At 33.5% G+C, this 17,820-nt stretch carries 17 protein-coding genes; 5 read left to right on the plus strand and 12 right to left on the minus strand.

Annotated elements, in window-relative coordinates; genetic code table 11:
• Positions 1–153: 153 nt before the first annotated feature.
• The 4 genes from EAG08_RS04615 to queA form a co-directional block, all read right to left on the minus strand.
• The gene (locus tag EAG08_RS04615; RefSeq protein WP_129534437.1) at positions 154–1,131 is read right to left on the minus strand and encodes a polyprenyl synthetase family protein; all 978 of its coding nucleotides are present in this window, start codon (positions 1,129–1,131) and stop codon (positions 154–156) included.
• A 70-nt stretch (positions 1,132–1,201) separates the two neighbouring features.
• The gene (locus tag EAG08_RS04620; protein ID WP_129534438.1) at positions 1,202–2,080 is read right to left on the minus strand and encodes a hypothetical protein; all 879 of its coding nucleotides are present in this window, start codon (positions 2,078–2,080) and stop codon (positions 1,202–1,204) included.
• A gap of 104 nt (positions 2,081–2,184) precedes the next feature.
• Positions 2,185–3,219, minus strand: coding sequence for a 23S rRNA (adenine(2503)-C(2))-methyltransferase RlmN (rlmN, locus tag EAG08_RS04625; RefSeq protein ID WP_129534439.1), 1,035 nt, complete (start codon positions 3,217–3,219; stop codon positions 2,185–2,187).
• 94 nt (positions 3,220–3,313) lie between these two features.
• Positions 3,314–4,363: a tRNA preQ1(34) S-adenosylmethionine ribosyltransferase-isomerase QueA gene (gene queA / locus EAG08_RS04630; RefSeq protein ID WP_129534440.1), complete on the minus strand. Its 1,050-nt coding sequence runs from the start codon at positions 4,361–4,363 to the stop codon at positions 3,314–3,316.
• Positions 4,364–4,562: 199 nt separating this feature from the next.
• Between queA and EAG08_RS04635 the strand changes: the two genes are divergently transcribed.
• On the plus strand, positions 4,563–5,255 hold the full coding sequence (locus EAG08_RS04635) for an AIM24 family protein (RefSeq protein WP_129534441.1): 693 nt from the start codon (positions 4,563–4,565) through the stop codon (positions 5,253–5,255).
• 52 nt (positions 5,256–5,307) lie between these two features.
• Here the strand turns inward: EAG08_RS04635 and EAG08_RS04640 are convergent, their stop codons facing one another.
• From EAG08_RS04640 to EAG08_RS04665, 6 genes are all read right to left on the minus strand, one after another.
• Positions 5,308–5,985 carry a hypothetical protein gene (locus tag EAG08_RS04640; protein ID WP_164998526.1) on the minus strand — a complete coding sequence of 226 codons (678 nt, stop codon included), beginning with the start codon at positions 5,983–5,985 and terminating at the stop codon, positions 5,308–5,310.
• 26 nt (positions 5,986–6,011) lie between these two features.
• Positions 6,012–6,665, minus strand: coding sequence for a hypothetical protein (locus EAG08_RS04645; RefSeq protein ID WP_129534443.1), 654 nt, complete (start codon positions 6,663–6,665; stop codon positions 6,012–6,014).
• Between the two features lie 52 nt (positions 6,666–6,717).
• Entirely contained in the window at positions 6,718–7,206 is a 489-nt protein-coding gene (locus EAG08_RS04650; RefSeq protein WP_129534444.1) for a DNA-deoxyinosine glycosylase, read from the minus strand.
• Positions 7,207–7,362: 156 nt separating this feature from the next.
• Positions 7,363–9,357 carry a S9 family peptidase gene (locus EAG08_RS04655; protein ID WP_129534445.1) on the minus strand — a complete coding sequence of 665 codons (1,995 nt, stop codon included), beginning with the start codon at positions 9,355–9,357 and terminating at the stop codon, positions 7,363–7,365.
• Between the two features lie 241 nt (positions 9,358–9,598).
• Complete coding sequence (locus tag EAG08_RS04660) at positions 9,599–9,943, minus strand: phage holin family protein (RefSeq protein WP_129534446.1); 345 nt, start codon at positions 9,941–9,943, stop codon at positions 9,599–9,601.
• Between the two features lie 103 nt (positions 9,944–10,046).
• On the minus strand, positions 10,047–10,469 hold the full coding sequence (locus EAG08_RS04665) for a PaaI family thioesterase (RefSeq protein ID WP_129534447.1): 423 nt from the start codon (positions 10,467–10,469) through the stop codon (positions 10,047–10,049).
• Positions 10,470–10,589: 120 nt separating this feature from the next.
• Between EAG08_RS04665 and EAG08_RS04670 the strand changes: the two genes are divergently transcribed.
• Positions 10,590–11,897, plus strand: coding sequence for a DEAD/DEAH box helicase (locus EAG08_RS04670; protein WP_129534448.1), 1,308 nt, complete (start codon positions 10,590–10,592; stop codon positions 11,895–11,897).
• A 64-nt stretch (positions 11,898–11,961) separates the two neighbouring features.
• On the opposite strand, the gene EAG08_RS04675 is transcribed toward EAG08_RS04670, so the two are convergent.
• Positions 11,962–12,852, minus strand: a complete 891-nt coding sequence (locus tag EAG08_RS04675; RefSeq protein WP_129534449.1) for an SMP-30/gluconolactonase/LRE family protein — start codon at positions 12,850–12,852, stop codon at positions 11,962–11,964.
• A 244-nt stretch (positions 12,853–13,096) separates the two neighbouring features.
• Between EAG08_RS04675 and ccoG the strand changes: the two genes are divergently transcribed.
• Positions 13,097–14,539, plus strand: coding sequence for a cytochrome c oxidase accessory protein CcoG (gene ccoG, locus EAG08_RS04680; protein WP_129534450.1), 1,443 nt, complete (start codon positions 13,097–13,099; stop codon positions 14,537–14,539).
• Between the two features lie 3 nt (positions 14,540–14,542).
• On the opposite strand, the gene EAG08_RS04685 is transcribed toward ccoG, so the two are convergent.
• Entirely contained in the window at positions 14,543–15,421 is an 879-nt protein-coding gene (locus EAG08_RS04685; protein ID WP_129534451.1) for an AraC family transcriptional regulator, read from the minus strand.
• A gap of 117 nt (positions 15,422–15,538) precedes the next feature.
• Between EAG08_RS04685 and EAG08_RS04690 the strand changes: the two genes are divergently transcribed.
• Positions 15,539–15,883, plus strand: coding sequence for a MerR family transcriptional regulator (locus EAG08_RS04690; RefSeq protein WP_034757421.1), 345 nt, complete (start codon positions 15,539–15,541; stop codon positions 15,881–15,883).
• A gap of 528 nt (positions 15,884–16,411) precedes the next feature.
• Positions 16,412–17,719, plus strand: coding sequence for a helix-hairpin-helix domain-containing protein (locus tag EAG08_RS04700; RefSeq protein WP_129534452.1), 1,308 nt, complete (start codon positions 16,412–16,414; stop codon positions 17,717–17,719).
• The last annotated feature ends 101 nt before the right edge of the window (positions 17,720–17,820 follow it).

Below are 17,820 nucleotides of genomic sequence, written 5' to 3' on the forward strand. Positions count from 1 at the left end.
CAGATACGAGAGTATTGCGGATTATCTATTTTTAATCGCTTTATTTTGTATTATTCTGTCTGTGATTATTATAACAACAGCAATAATGGATTAAAATTCCTGTTTTTTTGTTGTCTTTAAATTAACATTGGAATTTCGATGCAGAATTTGTAATTAGAATTTTCTTTCAATCACATAGTCCAACATCATGTGCAAAGATTTTCGCACTTCAGAATCAGGAAATTCATCAAGAATATCTTTAGCTTTCTGCTGAAAATCTTTCATCACCTGAATGGCGTAGTCTAAACCGCCTGAACTTTTCACAAAAGCAATCAGTTCTTTCACACGTTTTTGATCGTTGTTATAACGCTTGATTGTATTGAAATAGTATTTTCTATCAGTTTCGTTGGCAATTTTTAAAGTATGAATCAAAGGCAAAGTCATTTTCTGCTCTTTAATATCAATTCCCACCGGTTTTCCGATAAAGTTTGAGCTTAAATAATCGAATAAATCATCCTTAATCTGGAAAGCCATTCCGGTATACGTTCCGAACTGCATCATTTTCTTGGCTAAATTTTCATCTGCATCATTTGACAAAGCTCCGATTTCGCAGCACGCTGCAATCAAAGTAGCCGTTTTCTGACGGATAATTTCATAATAAACATCTTCAGTAATATCCAATTTTCTGGCTTTTTCCAATTGAAGAAGTTCTCCTTCAGACATTTCTCTGATTGTTCTTGAAATTACAGAAAGTAAATCGTAATCTTTATGGTCTGTAGAAAGTAAAACCGCTTTTGAAAGTAAGAAATCACCAACTAAAACTGCAATTTTATTCTTCCATAAAGCATTAATAGAAAAGAAATTACGTCTTTTAAAACTTTCATCCACAACATCATCATGCACCAAAGTTGCCGTATGAATCAACTCAATCATTGAAGCTCCACGATAGGTTTTTTCGTTGACGTTTCCAATTAGTTTTGCGCATAGAAAAACAAACATCGGACGCATCTGCTTCCCTTTTGTCGTAACAATAAAACGGGTAACTTTATCGAGTAAAGCGACTTTGCTTTGCATGGATTCATAAAACTTTTGTTCGAAAAGTTTCATTTCCTCATTGATCGGTCGTTTGATTTCTTCTACAATATTGGCCACTATCTGAGAATGATGGGTGAGTATTTATTAATTCACAAAGATAATTTTTTTAAACCAATTTTAACAAAAATTAAAGTTTGAGTTTTTCTTTAGGAATAAAATAAAAAAACGGTTTGGTTTTCTTGATCGGTGAATAGAATTTTTCCCCTGAAATATAAATTCCTTTTTCATCAACGGCTATTCCTTCGATTTGCCCGATGGTCAATGCACTGCCTAAATAAAGATGTTTTGGATTTTCTTTGAAAAATATTCCCGGTTCAGTTTCCGTGAAAACATCTAAAAAGACTTCGGTTTTCTTGGTATATCCAACAACGTAAAGCTTTTTGTCGTAATAATAAGTATCAGTCACTACAAAACCTGTTTGGTAAGATTCTACTTTCTGAGCAGCCTGATTTTCAAAATTTTCAGAATCAATTGTGTAATGCGTTGTAGATTTTGAAGCCCATTCTTTGGAGAAAATGTGAATTTTTCCATTTAAATAAATCATCGATTCCAAATCGTAATCTGTGGAAATATTTTTTGATGTGAAATCGTTTTGTTCTGGATAATAAAACGAAATGGTTTTCATTAAATCATTCTGCAATTCATTATTTTGAAAAGGAATTTTATATATTTTTAAATCTCTTCGGGTTCCTGCATTGTTTCCGAAGTCTCCAATAAAGAAATTTTGACCGTCATTTGTTAATGCTTCCCAGTCTTTATTTTCTGCATTCGTTTTTAAAACTTTGAGAATTCTTCCTGAGTTTTTATCGATTTCATATAATTCAGCAGGATTTCCGCTGTCGTTGAAAGTGTAGAGTTTTCCATCAAAGAAATTCAGTCCGGAAGTCTCTTGAATCGAATCATTTAAAACTGAAACTCTGAATTTTTTAAGCTTAAAAATTTCTGCCTGTTGAGAAAAAGCAGTTTGCAAAGTAAAAATTATCAGTAATAGAAAAACCTTTTTCATAGCGCAAAATTACGGATTTTGGTATGAATTGATTGTTAAGAATTTTGAAGTTATGCTTCCACTTTATGGATTGAATTTATTTAAAAAAGAATTTAATTAAGGAATTATTCGGCGTTTTTATTGGCTAATTGTCCACAAGCTGCATCAATGTCGCCGCCACGACTTTTTCTGACCATCACTGTAATTCCAGCTTTTTCAAGTTCACGAACATATTTTTCTTCGGCAGCAATGCTTCTATGGTCAAACTTCCCTTCGCCAATCGGATTGTACTGAATTAAATTAACTTTAGAAGGTACCTGTCGGCAATATTTAATTAAAGCTTTGATGTCTTCATCTTTGTCATTAATACCTTTCCAGACACAATACTCAAACGTAATCACAGAGCCTGTTTTTTTGTACCAATGTTGAAGCGCCTCCATAATATCCGTTAAAGGAAATTTATCTGAAAACGGCATAATCTCATTACGGGTTTGTTCAACCGCAGAATGTAATGATAGGGCGAGCTTTACTTTTAACTCGTCATCAGCCAGCATTTTAATCATCTTAGGAATTCCTGACGTAGAAACAGTAATTCTTCTTGGTGACATTCCTAAACCTTCAGGTTGAGTGATTTTTCGGATGGCTTCAACCACATTTTTATAATTCATCATCGGCTCACCCATTCCCATAAAAACAATGTTGGTAAGCGGACGATTATAATATTCTTTACTTTGTCTGTCTATTAAAGCAACCTGATCTACGATCTCTGCCACTTCAAGATTCCTCATTCTTTTGAGCTTTGCTGTAGCACAAAATTCACAGTTTAACGAACAACCTACCTGTGACGAAACACACGCTGTAGTTCTCGTTTCTGTAGGAATAAGAACAGATTCTACCATAAGACCGTCATGAAGCTTCACCCCATTTTTTATCGTTCCGTCTGTAGATTTCTGAAATTGATCTACTGCTGCCGGATTCATGATAAAGTCGCGGATAAGATTCTCTCTCAGATCTTTTGAAAGATTCGTCATTTCTTCAAATGAATGAAGATTTTTACTCCAAATCCAGTCATAGACCTGCTTAGCACGAAAAGGTTTTTCACCAATAGTACCAAAGTAATCTTTAAGCTGGTCGAGTGATAGAGTTCTGATATCTTTCAAAATATTGTAGATTTTAAATTATAAATTTTAGATTTAAACCCCTCACAATAGTTGGGATTCAATCTAAAATTTATAATCTATAATTTAAAATTAATTATATAATAAGCATTGCGTCACCGTAAGAATAGAATTTATACTTTTCTCTTACCGCTTCTTCGTATGCTTGCATTAAAAAATCTTTTCCTGCAAACGCTGCAATCATCATCATTAGAGTAGATTTTGGCGTGTGGAAATTAGTAATCATTGTGTTAGCAACTCCAAAATCGTGAGGTGGATAGATAAATTTATTTGTCCAGCCATTGAACGCTGAGATTTTTCTGTTTGAAGACACTGAAGTTTCAATCGCTCTCATCGTGGTTGTTCCTACCGCACATACTCTCCTGTTTTCCTGTACAGCCTTGTTGATGATTTCAGCATTTTTCTCATCGATGATGATTTCTTCAGATTCCATTTTGTGCTTAGAAAGATCTTCTACTTCAATCGGGTTGAAAGTTCCTAATCCTACATGAAGGGTCACTTCAGCAAAATCAATCCCTTTGATTTCCAATCTTTTCATCAAATGTCTTGAGAAATGCAGACCTGCAGTTGGCGCCGCTACAGCTCCTTCTACTTTAGCATAAATGGTCTGGTATCTTTCAGCATCTTCCGGTTCAACATCTCTTTTGATATATTTTGGAAGAGGAGTTTCTCCTAACTCGTTCAATTTTTTACGAAATTCTTCGTAAGAACCGTCGAATAAAAACCTCAATGTTCTACCTCTAGAGGTTGTATTATCAATTACCTCAGCAACCAAAGATTCATCTTCGGTAAAAAATAATTTGTTACCAATTCTGATTTTTCTTGCAGGATCTACCAAAACATCCCAAACACGGGTTTCTTTATCAAGCTCTCTCAATAAGAAAACTTCGATTTTAGCTCCTGTTTTTTCTTTATTTCCGTAAAGACGTGCCGGGAAAACTTTAGTGTTGTTGAAGATGAACAAATCTTTTTCATCAAAATAATCTACAACGTCTTTAAATGTTTTGTGCTCTATAGTTTGAGTTTTTCTATCAAGAACCATCAACCTAGACTCGTCTCTATGTTCAGACGGGTGCTCTGCCAATAATTCTTCAGGGAGATCAAAATTAAAATCGGATGTCTTCATTTTTTAAATTACGGTTTAAAAATTATACAAAAATTACGGATGTAATTTTTCGGACTGCAAATATACAACATTCGATACCCCTTTGTCAAGTCTTTATTTCACTATCGGTACTAGCAGGGATTTTAAAGTACTACATTTTTTATTTTGTTTAATTATTACAAGAAAAAACAGTATTTTAGACGGAATTAAAATTACACCTATGAGCAAATATTCTTTAGAAGAATTCGTAAAAGAAACCAAAGAAAATCCTCTTGAAAGAGATTATTTTGAGTTGGAAAAACCTGCACTTTTAGAAATCAACCTCAACAATCAGGCAGTCTGGACAAAAACAGGGAGCATGGTTGGCTACGTTGGAAATGTCAACTTTGAAAGACAAGGAATGCTTTCCGGCGGATTGGGAAATATGTTGAAAAAAGCCATCAGCGGAGAAGGTGCAAAACTGATGAAAGCTGAGGGAACAGGAAAATTATATGTTGCCGATTCAGGAAAAAAGGTTAGAATCCTATATTTGAACAATGAAACTCTTTTCGTGAACGGAAATGATGTTTTAGCACACGAACAAAGCATTAAAAGCGACATTACTATGTTGAAAAGCATTGCCGGAATGATGTCTGGAGGACTTTTTCAGGTAAAACTTTCAGGAACGGGACACATTGCCATTACTACTCATGGTGAGCCTTTAACCTTAATGGTAACTCCTGACGCTCCGGTTTTTACTGATCCAAATGCCACGGTTGCATGGTCTGGAAATTTAAGTCCGGAACTTAAAACCAATGTTTCTTTTAAAAGTTTGATTGGAAGAGGCAGTGGTGAAGAATTTCAGATGAAATTTTCTGGTAATGGATGGGTGTTGATACAGCCGTATGAGGAGGTTTATGTGGTAACTAAGTAACTTACAATGATATATTATTAAAAAATGTCAACCAAGTTGGGTTGACATTTTTCTAGTCTTCAAAATCTGACCAATGGTTAGGTTCTTTTAAAACTTTTGGAACAACTAACGTTAAATTAATTTTCTGAACATTTTCTATATAAGTAGAAAAGGATTTGCCATAGCTATATTTATAATCAATTTTTCTTGTGATAAATTTAAAATTAGGATCCAGTAATTTTTTCAGTTCAGTTTCTATACTGTTTGATATTATATGATCTACTTTAAACTCAATATCTTCAAATTCAGCTTTTTCCAAATCTATTACGGCATTAATTTTCCATTTCTTTGATTTTGAATTTTTGAAAACAACAACATTATACTTCAATGAGTCAATTTTCTTAATCTTAAAAACCTGTTTACTTACGTAAGGAACTTTAGGCTGATAATCTTGATTAATTTTGCTTGAATGTTTATAAATAAAATTAAACTGATTGTTTAGTTTCCTAACATCAAAAACATGCTTTAATTTATTATCATTAGCATATAATATGGCCGTAATTTTATTATTTTTGTTCCACAAACAAATCATTGTTCCTGTTTTCGAATTCACCAGCTTCTCCGTAAATAACACATTTTCATCTGGTTTCACACGTGTAGATTTTTCTTTGACAAAATAATCAAAGTGATATTCCTGAGAGAATGTAAGTATCGAGGCAGAAAAAAATAATATTGAAAAAAAGTTTCTCATTTTAAAAAGACATCTAACTTATAATTTTAATCACATGTATTTTTAGTTACTTTTTCCTGACCAAAATGACCAATTTCGCTAAGATTCTTATATGAAGTTGACACAATACATGCTGTTAGATTTTGAATTTTTGAGAATGAAATATTTTTCAACTTCATTGGTAAATGTATCACTACTTCCTTTTTAATTGTAGGATTGAGTCGTATTTCTTTTAGTTGACGCAACGTTTCACTTTTTGATGTATACATAAGAACTTCTTCTTCATTCACATTATCTTTTGTTACATAATATGCATTATTTTCACCAAATTCCTTATGAAGAAGGATTATTTTTTCAATTTTAGTATATTCTTGATCAGTAATAGACTTAATATTAAACAAATCTTTCATTTCCTTCATATCAGAGACTGTACCTATATATTTATATTTTTCTCCGTTTTTATTCGAATAATAAAAATAGTGTCTTTTTTTATTTGCAAAGTCTCGAATTACAGCAAAAAGATGGTCATTGGGTTTATATAGTTGTAAAACAGGTTCTGCTTCATTTAAGCCTAGGCGCATGATGCCTAATTTTGTATTCCCATTCGCCTTATGGTAATCCAACTCATAGTAGAAAGTGTACTTCTGACAGAAAACGAAAGTTGTAATAAAACAAAAAAGCAATAAGAAATTTTTCTTCATCTAAAATTATTTGTGGAGTGCAAATATATCTTTTTCAAATGAATATTCAATTTCATAAATACTCTAAAATCCTTTTCCAATCTTCAAATTTTCTTTCAAAAGAAATGGTGTGAAGTGGGCTTGTCGAAGGTAATAAGTAAATTGAAATTCTAAAATTTTCGCCTAATAGTTTCTGTAGATTTTTATAAGATTTTCCACCGTTGCAAAAGATTGCTTGGATGTTTGGGTATTCTTCTAAAAGTTCAGGAATTTGGTTAGCTTCTTCATTTTTTATTTCTGAATCGAGGCTTCCTTTTCTTTCGCAGGAATCAATCACATCCCAGATTGCAATATTATTTTTCTTTAAAACAGCAATTCGTTTGGCATAATCTTCTGTAAACTCTTCATTGAATAACTCAAAAATAATCTTCCAGAATTTGTTTTGAGGATGTGCATAATATTGCTGCTTTTCTAATGATTTCACACCGGGAATTGAACCTAAAATTAAAATTTTCGATTGATGATCAATAAATGGCGGGAAAGAAGAAATACGGTTTTGCATCGTTCAAATATATAAATTTTGGCTAAAGCCTTACAATATTGAAAACAAAAAGCGGGCTAAAGCCCGCTCGTATTCATATTTTAATTTTAGATTTATTAAAACCACCCCGTCAAAAATTCTCTGAATTTTCACCACCCCTCCAAAGGAGGGGAATTTTTAAAGTGTTTCCTTTAACCAATCAAAAAATTCTCTCTGCCAAACCAAACCGTTTTGTGGATGAAGTACCCAATGGTTTTCATTTGGAAAATAGACAAATTTTGATTTTAAACCCTTCAGTTTTGCCGCTTGGAAAGCCTCCTGACCTTGCTCATATCCTACTCTGAAATCAATTCCCCCTTGAAAAATCATGATAGGTTTATTCCATTTATCAACAAAATTACTTGGGTTGAATTCTGTATAAGCTTTCGGAAGTGGTTTTTCCCACGGAGAACCCAAATCCCAATTTGCAAACCAAAGTTCTTCAGTCGTTAAATACCAAGATTTCATGTCAAATAAACCATCGTGAGCAATGAATGTTTTGAATCTGTTGTTGTGAACTCCTGCCAGCATAAATACGCTGTAACCACCGTAACTTGCACCAACTGCCGCTACTCTATCGCCGTCAACATACGGTAAAGTTTTGGCGTAATCAGTAGCAGACAGATAATCTCTTATCGGTTGTCCGCCCCAATCTCTTGAGATTTCTTTGTTCCATTTTGTTCCCCAACCCGGCATTCCTCTTCTGTTTGGTGCAACGACGATGTATCCGTTGGCTGCCATTAAAGCAAAATTCCATCTTGTGCTGAAAAATTGGGTTAACGCAGATTGCGGACCGCCCTGACAATACACTAAAGTCGGATATTTTTTATTAGGATCGAAGTTGGGCGGATAATGAAACCAAACTCCCATTTCTTTTCCGTCTGTGGTTTTCACCATCTTCAATTCAGATTTCCCTTGCGCTAATTTTGCATAAGAATCTTTATTAGCTTCAGTAACCTGTTTTAATTCTCCGTTTTTAAGATTTACAGAAAACAGTTCTGACGCATGGTTAATATCTGTTTTTGAAACTAGAAGTGAACTTTTTTGATCTGCAAAAATTTCATTTATATCAAAATCACCTTTGGTAATCTGCTGAACTTTTGAAGATTTTGTATCTAAAGAAAACAACTGTTTTGTCCCTCTGTAAGCTGCTGTGAAATAAATATTTTTTGAATCTCCGCTCCAGAAAACATCGCCGGAAACACTTTCGTCCCAAGCTTTCGTAAGGTTTGATAATTTCCCTGATTTCCAGTCCATCATTTTGATGTCGTTTTTATCAGCTTCGTAGCCATCTCTTTCCATACTTTGCCAAAGCAAAGATTTTCCATCCGGACTAAATTTAGGATTTACATCGTAACCTTTATTAGTTTCAGTTAAATTTTTAGTTGCTCCTGATGCTAAATCGTAAGCAAAAATATCGGTGTTGGTACTTGTAGAATATTCTTTTCCGCTTTTTGGTTTTGTCACATATAAAAGCTGCGTAGAATCTGGACTGAAAACGAAATCTTCAGCTCCACCGAAAGGTCTTTGCGGAGAATCCCAGGTTTTTCCTTCCAATAAATCTTTTGCAGAATCTACGTTTGCAGAAGTATCTACTATAAAAACGTGATTATATTTTCCTTCATTGAAGTAATCCCAATGTCTGTGATTCAAATCTGTGTAAACCTGAGCAGTGGTTTTAGGAGTATCAGCATATTTATCTTTCCCCATTAATTTTTCAACCAAAACCTGCTTGCTGAAAGCTATTTTCTTTCCGTCAGGAGAAATTACGATGTTATCAACCTCGCCGATCGTGTAAAATTCTGTCCAAGTTTTTCCGCTATCTTTTGAAAGGAAAATTTTGTCGCCTTCCTGAGCATACAATCCGTTTTTATCCCACTGAATTAATGCTTTTTTACCTAAATCAATTTTAGAAGATTGATTGTTTAAAACATTCAGGAAATAGTTTTCGTTTTTAGTTTTTTCAGTCTTTAAATCAACTTGTCCTACTTTATAAATAAGTGAAGACTGATCAGGTGAAACTGCCTGAACTCCGACTTTCTTTAAAGTCCAGAGAATTTCGGGAGTCATTACTTGTTGTGCATTCATTAAAAATGGTGCTGCCAAAGCGAGCAGACTGTGCTTTAATTTCATAAGAGAATCATTTTAAAAGAATTTCAGAATTTTGATTCATCAATCCATATTAATTTCAAAGAATGCCAAAGTTAATATTTAAAATAAAATTGAGCGATAGAATTAACAATTTAGTTTTAATTTTTTAAACACAAATCGAAGATTCGACGAAGTCAAATGGCATGAGTATTTTTCACAAATATTACAAATAAAAAATCGCCAGCTAAAAAACTGGCGATTGATCATCTTTATATTTTCAATTCTAATCTTTGTCTGAAAAGATAGAATTCGCTAATGAAGTCACTACCGTTAACAAAATACTGAAGATAAACGCCCACCAAAAGCCATTCACAACCATTCCGTCTATAAAATAATCTGCTAAAAGAATAATTGCGGCGTTGATCACCAATGCAAATAATCCTAAAGTAATAATCGTAAGAGGCAATCCGAAAAGGCTTAGAATCGGCTTTACAAATAAATTGAGCAATCCTAAAACGATGGCAAATATAATTGCTGTTCCGAAGCTTTCAAATTTTACTCCAGACAAAACGTATGTCAGTAAAAATGCTGCGGCAGCAGTGATTAATAGTCGAATAATAAAGTTCATGATTTAATTTTTTAATGTTATTTTGACTTTTGAACAAATCCTATTCCAAATTTGTGAAAACATCTTTAGACTCTGACATTTTCAATTTCAATAAAATTTATTCCTATTTAATTTTCATCATGGTGACGAGAGAAGTTGCAACATGGCTTTCTGAAGAATGATCTTCATTCACCGTATAAATTTCTGTGCGAATTACGCTTATTTTTGCTCCTCCTTTCACCACATACGCTTTTGAAACTAACGCATCGCCAATCGCAGGACGGAGATAATTTACTTTCAATTCTACAGTCACAACATAGCAATCTTGCTCGTAATGGCTGACAGCGGCATAACCTGAAGAAACATCAACCAACGAAGCAATCATTGCACCATTGAACATTCCGGCAGTGCGAGTCATCATTTCCATTTTTGGAATTTTAATGGAGACGAAATCGGTTTCTACTTCGAGAAGTTCGGCATTGTAGAATTTCAACGTTTCTGAACGGTTGAAACTGTCGGTCATGAGTTTTCTTTTCTCTGGAGTCATGGGATAATAGTTGATGGTTGAAATTATCTCTTTAGATTAAATCTTTAAATATTTTGATGTAAAGTTCTTTAAATTAATTTAAAAATTTCAACAAAAATTCTTTTCCCTTACCTTTGCAAAATGGAATTAGAATCTATTTATAAAAAACTGCAGATTCAGGATATGAATCAGATGCAGAAATCTACATACAAAACAACGGAAAACAATACAGATGTTGTTTTACTTTCCCCAACAGGTTCAGGAAAAACATTGGCTTTTCTTTTTCCGGTTCTAAGAAATCTTAAGAAAGAATCTACAGGAATTCAGGCTTTAATATTGGTTCCGGCGAGAGAATTAGCTTTACAGATTGAGCAGGTTTTCAAATCAATGGGAACAGATTTTAAGGTGACGGTGTGCTACGGCGGCCACGATAAAAAGATTGAAATAAACAATCTCAAAGAAGCCCCTGCAGTTTTAATTGGAACTCCAGGAAGGATTGCCTATCACATGAGAAATAAAAATCTGGATGTAAAAACAATCAAAAATCTGGTACTTGATGAATTTGATAAGGCTTTAGAATTAGGTTTTCATGATGATATGGAATATATTATCGAAAATATGTACAACCTTTTTCAGAGAATCCTGACATCAGCAACTTCTATGGATGAAATTCCGAAATTTACTGGTCTGAAAAATGAAAAAATAGTCGATTTCTTAAAATTAGGTGAGAATAAGCCTGACATTCAGTTAAGAAAAGTAATGACGATTTCTGAGGAAAAACTAGATACTTTATTTCATCTGATTTGTAAAATCGGGAATAAAAGAACGCTGATTTTCTGTAATCACAGAGAAACCGTTGACCGTATCGCTGATTTGCTTTTAGATAAAGGCATTGCCAGAGAAACTTTCCACGGTGGTATGGAACAGGATGAAAGAGAGCGTGCCCTGCTGAAATTCAGAAATGATACAGCGAGAGTTTTAATTACGACCGATTTGGCTGCACGAGGTTTAGACGTTCCTGAAGTTGAATCGATTGTTCATTATCAGTTACCGACCACGGAAGACGCTTTTATTCACAGAAACGGTCGTACTGCGAGAATGAATGCTAAAGGTTTTGCATATTTGGTGATGACAGAGGATGAAAAATTTCCTTTCATTAAAAAAGATACACCTGAAGAATCTGTAAAAGAATTTTCTAAAGTTCCTGCCAATCCGCCATTTCAGACGATTTACATCAGTGCCGGAAAAAAAGACAAAGTCAACAAAGTAGACATCGTTGGATACTTATTGAAAAAAGGGGAATTGCAGAAAGAAGATTTAGGTCTGATTGAGGTAAAAGATACGACGTCTTATGTGGCTGTCTCAAGAACAAAAGTAAGAGATTTACTGAAAAAACTAAGCACTGAAAAGTTAAAAGGCAAGAAAGTGAAAATGGAGGTCGCTTATTAGGATAAGGCAAAGGTTGAGGCTTACTGAAAATTCTTTCACTTTAAACCTCAACCTTTGTTTCAATTTATTTCAATCCACTCGTTTTTGTTGGTAAAGTATAGACTGATTTTGAAGCGGTAATAAACAGAATATTATTATTTTCACCTCCAAAAGTCACATTCCCCGTCCAGTCTTCAGGAATTTTGATGTGATGAACTTTTTGTCCTTTGCTGTTGAAAACTGTCACGCCGTCGCCTGTTAAATATAAGTTTCCTTCTTTATCAAGCGTCATTCCGTCTGAGCCCATTTCGCAAAATAATTTCTTTTCAGACAATTTTCCTTCACCTAAAATATCGTAGACATACGTCTTTCCGGCATCAATGTCTGAAACATATAGTTTCTTCAATTTAGTGCTTCCAATAATTCCATTGGGCTGTACAAAAGTTTCCAACTTTGATATCTTGCCATCTTTATTTCTGTAGTAAAGATTTTTTTCAGGAATCTCTACTTTGAAATTTTCCCAGTAATCTCTTTTGTACAAAGGATCGGTGAAATAAATTCCGCCATTTCCATCGAGCCAAAGATCATTAGGACCATTGAGCCTTTTACCCTCAAAACCTTTAGATAAAACCTCAACTGATTTGTCTTTACCTATTTTCCAGATTTCACCTTCATTGTCTGAACAAGTAATCAGATTGTCATTATCATCGAAATACGTTCCGTTGGCACGACCTGTTTTATCTAAAAACAAGGATACTTTATCGGTTTTCCAATCCCAGACATAAATTTTATCATTGGGTTGGTCTGTGAAGTAAACATTTCCGATTTTGTCGGTTGCAGGACCTTCTGTAAATGTAAATTTATTTGAAATTAATTTTGGTTCGGTGTTCTCCAACATAGCATTATAATTTTGTGATTTGCAACTGAGAAATGCCAAAACCAAACCAACAAGACCTGCATTCAATATATTTTTCATTCTTTGAAAATTTAAAGCTGACAATTTACGATTTGTAAAAAGGTCTGACAATTTTAAATTATCAATTATTTAATTTAAGCAAAACAGAAGCAATGTCCTTTTTGTCCTATTCTGTAAGTATTTAATATTATTTATCAAAACTTATTATCAGGAGCTTTGCATCATCTTTTATTGAAGGAAAATGGAGCATGAAAATAATTTCATTACAATCTAAAAAGTCCTTTTAATTAAATAAAATTCAAAGATGAGTATTCAGCAGGGCAATATAAAAATTCCGGGAAGTGATGGTGAGGCTTTCAGAGATTCTGTAGGAACAATGGACGATACGGGAAAACGAAAATGGGTTTTCCCAAGAAAGCCAAAAGGGAAATTTACCAATTACAGAGATTACACAAGTTATGTTTTATTGGCATTATTTTTTGGAATTCCGTTTTTAAAGATTAACAACAATCCGTTTCTTCTTATCAATCTTATTGACAGAAAATTCTTCATTATTGGTATGCCTTTTTACCTTCAGGACTTCTTTATTTTAGCTTTAGGAGCTGTAATTTCAGTGATTTTCGTAATGATTTTCACGGTAGTTTTCGGAAGAATATTTTGTGGATGGCTGTGTCCTCAAACTATTTTCATGGAAATGGTTTTCCGTAAAATTGAATACTTGATTGAAGGCGACCGAAACAAACAAATGAAGCTCGACAGACAAAGTTGGGATTCTGAAAAGATCCAAAAAAGAGTTTTAAAATGGTCTGTTTTCTTTATGATTTCACTGGTCATTTCACATTTCATGTTTATGTATATCATCGGATATGAAAATATGTTCAGAATTATTGCAGAAGGCCCCTTAGAACATCCTTTACATTTCACATCAATGTTGTCGTTCTCATTGGTTTTCTATTTCGTTTTTGCATGGCTTCGTGAGCAGGTCTGCACATTGGTTTGTCCGTACGGACGACTTCAGGGTGTATTGATCGATAAACAAACCATCAATGTCTATTACGATACTAAAAGAGGAGAAAACCGGGCAAAATGGAGAAACGGAGAAGACAGAAAGACCTCTTCAAAAGGCGACTGTATCGACTGCGGACAATGTGTAGTGGTTTGCCCTACAGGAATTGACATTAGAAATGGTCAGCAATTAGAATGCATCAATTGTACAGCCTGCATCGACGCTTGTGATGAAGTAATGACAAAAGTAGGTTTGCCAACCGGATTGGTTCGTTATGCCACAGAAGCAGAAATTGAAAGCGGAAAAAAAACTGGGATAACTTCCAGGATGATTGTGACAACAGTTTTTCTGGGATTACTTATCGGTCTTCTAGGATTTTTGATTTACGACCGAGGTTCTATGGAAGCTAAATTTATCAAACCTGCAGGATCAACATTTTTTGTGCGGGACGGAAAAATCATCAACAATTTCACGTATACATTTCTGAATAAAACCAATGAGAAGAAAGTAGTTTCAATAAAAGTACTTTATCCCGATAATGCCGAAGTTATTTCTTCAGGTTCAAGCAAAATTATATTGAAAGGCGATGAAATTCTGAAAGGTTCTATTAGTATTTCTTTCCCTGAAAAAGACGTCAAATTTTCTAAACAAAACATTACCATCGCTGTAGTAGACGATAAAGGAGAGATTTTAGATACTTTCGAAACGACATTTGAAGGACCGTTTAAACTTTTATTATAAAGCTTAATTTTTATGATTTTTAACGAATTGGGAAGGGGTAATTCCTGCATTTTTGCGAAACACTCTTGCGAAATAAGAATACTCTTCGTAACCTAATCTGAAAGCGATTTCCACCAAACTTTCATCAAGATAAATGAGCATTCTTTTGGCTTCTAAAATTACTCTTTCAGTAATAATCTCTGAAGCAGTTTTTTGCATGACGGTCTGCGTAATTCTGTTGAGATGTTTCGGAGAAATATTCATCATGGAAGCATAATAAGAAATAGATTTTTGTGAAACGAAAAACTCTTCCAATAAACTTTCAAAATCCTGGTAATGTTTAAAATAAGATATACCGGCAGCAGAAATTTCATGATCATTTTTAGAAAAATCTCTCACCGAATGAATATAAATTTGGGTAATCAACGAAAGAATGAAGCTATGTTTCATCACATTTTTAGACAAATGCTCGTTTTCAATTGCTTTAAAAAGATGAATCATGCCCTCCAATTCTTCTGATTGAATCTGAAGTTTTCTCGGAAAGCTTGGAGAATTGAAAAATGGAAAGTTTTTCAGTTTTTGATTCACATAATGCATCTCGTAATAAGGCTGAGAAAAAAAGAAAATATAACCGTCAGTATCCGCAGAAAGTTCCCAGCTGTGAACTTGCCCCGGAGAAAGAAAAAATAAACTCCCTTCAGAAACATCATATTTTTGGAAATCTATTTCGTGAATTCCCTGTCCTTTGGTAAAAATAACTGTGACATAGAAATCATGACGATGCGGCTTCTCAATATGCTTGTGACTCGAAACCAGGTGATTTTTTAAAGTATTAAAATAAAAATCCGGAGCGTTTTTCTCTGACTGAAAAAGATTGATATGCAATACCGAGATAGAATTCATCCTGATTTTATTAAGTGTGAAAGAACACAAAAATACATTTAACCTGAACATTTTACAACGTGTATTTGTACCCGAGCTTAAAAAATATTTATCTTTGAATTTTCAGGATCATCTACAATGAAGACAAATTTACCCGACAAACTGTATTATTCGATAGGAGAAGTTGCTAAGGCATTCGACGTAAACGCTTCATTGATAAGATATTGGGAACAGGAATTCCCTATTATCAAACCAAAAAAAAACAAGAAAGGAAACCGATATTTCACTCCGGAAGACATCAAAAACCTGAAAATCATCTATCACTTGGTGAAAGAAAAAGGTTACACTCTTGACGGAGCAAGAATTGCACTTACCACCAACTCAAAAATCTCTGAAACGGTTACTTTAATCGACCGACTGGAATTTGTAAAGGCTGAATTGCTGAAACTGAAAGATTCATTGGTAGAAAAAGATTCTGAATAAAAATATAATTCCGAATGATCAAAATAAAAAACCTGAAGTACTTAAAGATAATAGCCAGTATCTCCTTATTTCTAGTAATTATGGGTGCGATTTTTAATGTGAATACCTACCTAATGAGTGCGGCGATTGGAATTTTTGTCGGTTCGCTTGTACAAATTTTCATTCACGGAAAAAGAACTTTTTAAATTTATTTTTTTCTTATTCTACACTCACAACCTATTCTAAAATTTCTGAAATTAGAACTTTAATTGACCGATTAAAATTTCCAAAAGCTGAATTGCTTAGACTGAAAGATTCTTTGGTAGAATAAGATTCAGAGTACATTCAACTTAATCCCAATACCAAGTTTGCACCACAATCAACTTATAACCAAACATTTGTTTTAAAATATTTTTTATTCTCATTAAGTTTTGAATTAAATTAATTCATAACTTTATTCTGTGACATTTCACTTTTGACCCCATTTTTACAATCGGTAGAAATGCTCAAATGATTTGCACCTCACCAAATAAAACATAAAATAAACGGATGAAAAAAAATTACTACCAGCAGATGGCATTTCTTGGAATGCTCTTACTCACGCTACTTGCCTTTCAAAAATATACCGAAAAATCTGATGAACCTTTTCCTGAAGTCACCTTTATTTCTGAAAGCTTACCCGTAGAATCCCTTTCTGAGTTCGATCCGAATGATTTAGACGAAAACCAATGGCAAAAACTTGGATTTTCTGAAAAACAAACCGCTACGATTTTAAAATACAAGAAAATTGTTGGAGGAAAATTTCTTTCTAAAGAGCAATTCAAAAAATGCTATGCGATTTCTGAAGAAAAATTTTCGCAGCTTAGTTCTTTTATTTTGTTGCCTGAAACCAATTTGGAAGCAAAATCTGGAAATTCTGGATTTAAAAATTATGAAAAGAAAACTTTAAACATTACAAGGAAATTTAATCCGGATCAGCTTTCACAAACTGATTGGGAAAATATGGGTTTTTCAGAAAGACAATCTGCTGCTATTTTAAAATATAAAAGTTATTTGGGTGGAAGTTTTGTGAGCAAAGAAAAGTTTAAAGAGTGTTTTATCATCAACGAAGAAAATTATGCTAAACTTGAGCCTTACTTAATTCTTCCTGCAAAAACTCCGGCTAATTTTGATGTTTATGCAGGAAAATCTAATTCATTCAAATCTAAAACTCCACAAACTTCTTTTGATCCGAATACGTTGGATGTGAACGGTTGGATGGCACTAGGATTTTCTGAAAAACAAGCCAATGTGATTGTAAATTACCGTGATCGAAATTTGAAAGGAAGCTTTAAAACTTTAGATGATATTAAAAATTGCTTTGTCATTTCAGCAGAAAAGTTTGAAGAATTAAAACCTTTCATCAAATTAAATTCTTCAACAATGGTGAAAAATTCCGATGATAAAAAGCCAGAATTTAAGCAGGAAAAAACTAATTTCTCAAAAACAGATATGAATTCTGTTACATTCAAACAGCTATTAGAATTTGGCTTGGACGAAAAAAGTGCCGGTTCAATGATTGGTTTTAGAAAAAAGCTGGGCGGCTTTATGACGAAAGAACAGATTTTAGAAACCTATAATATCGACAAAGAATTGGTTCAGAAATTATTAAGCATTGCATCGCTCGATAACTCAAAAGTTGAAAGACATACTTTGGTCGACGCTCCTGAAGACTGGCTGAAAAATCATCCTTATTTTAAATATTCGGCAGATAAAATTATATTTTACAGAGTAAGCAATCCTGACGACAAAAAGATTTGGAAATTCTTGAAAACCAAACCAGAGTATGAAGCGAAAATGAGATTGTATTTGAAGTAATTATTGAAATTCAATGACTAGATTATCATGCGTTTTGTCATTCCGGAGGAATCTCAACTGTAATAAACTAGAGTCCTTAGAAAGGACAAACGGTATATTAA

It is taken from the genome of Chryseobacterium sp. 3008163 (assembly GCF_003669035.1).
Lineage (GTDB): Bacteria > Bacteroidota > Bacteroidia > Flavobacteriales > Weeksellaceae > Chryseobacterium.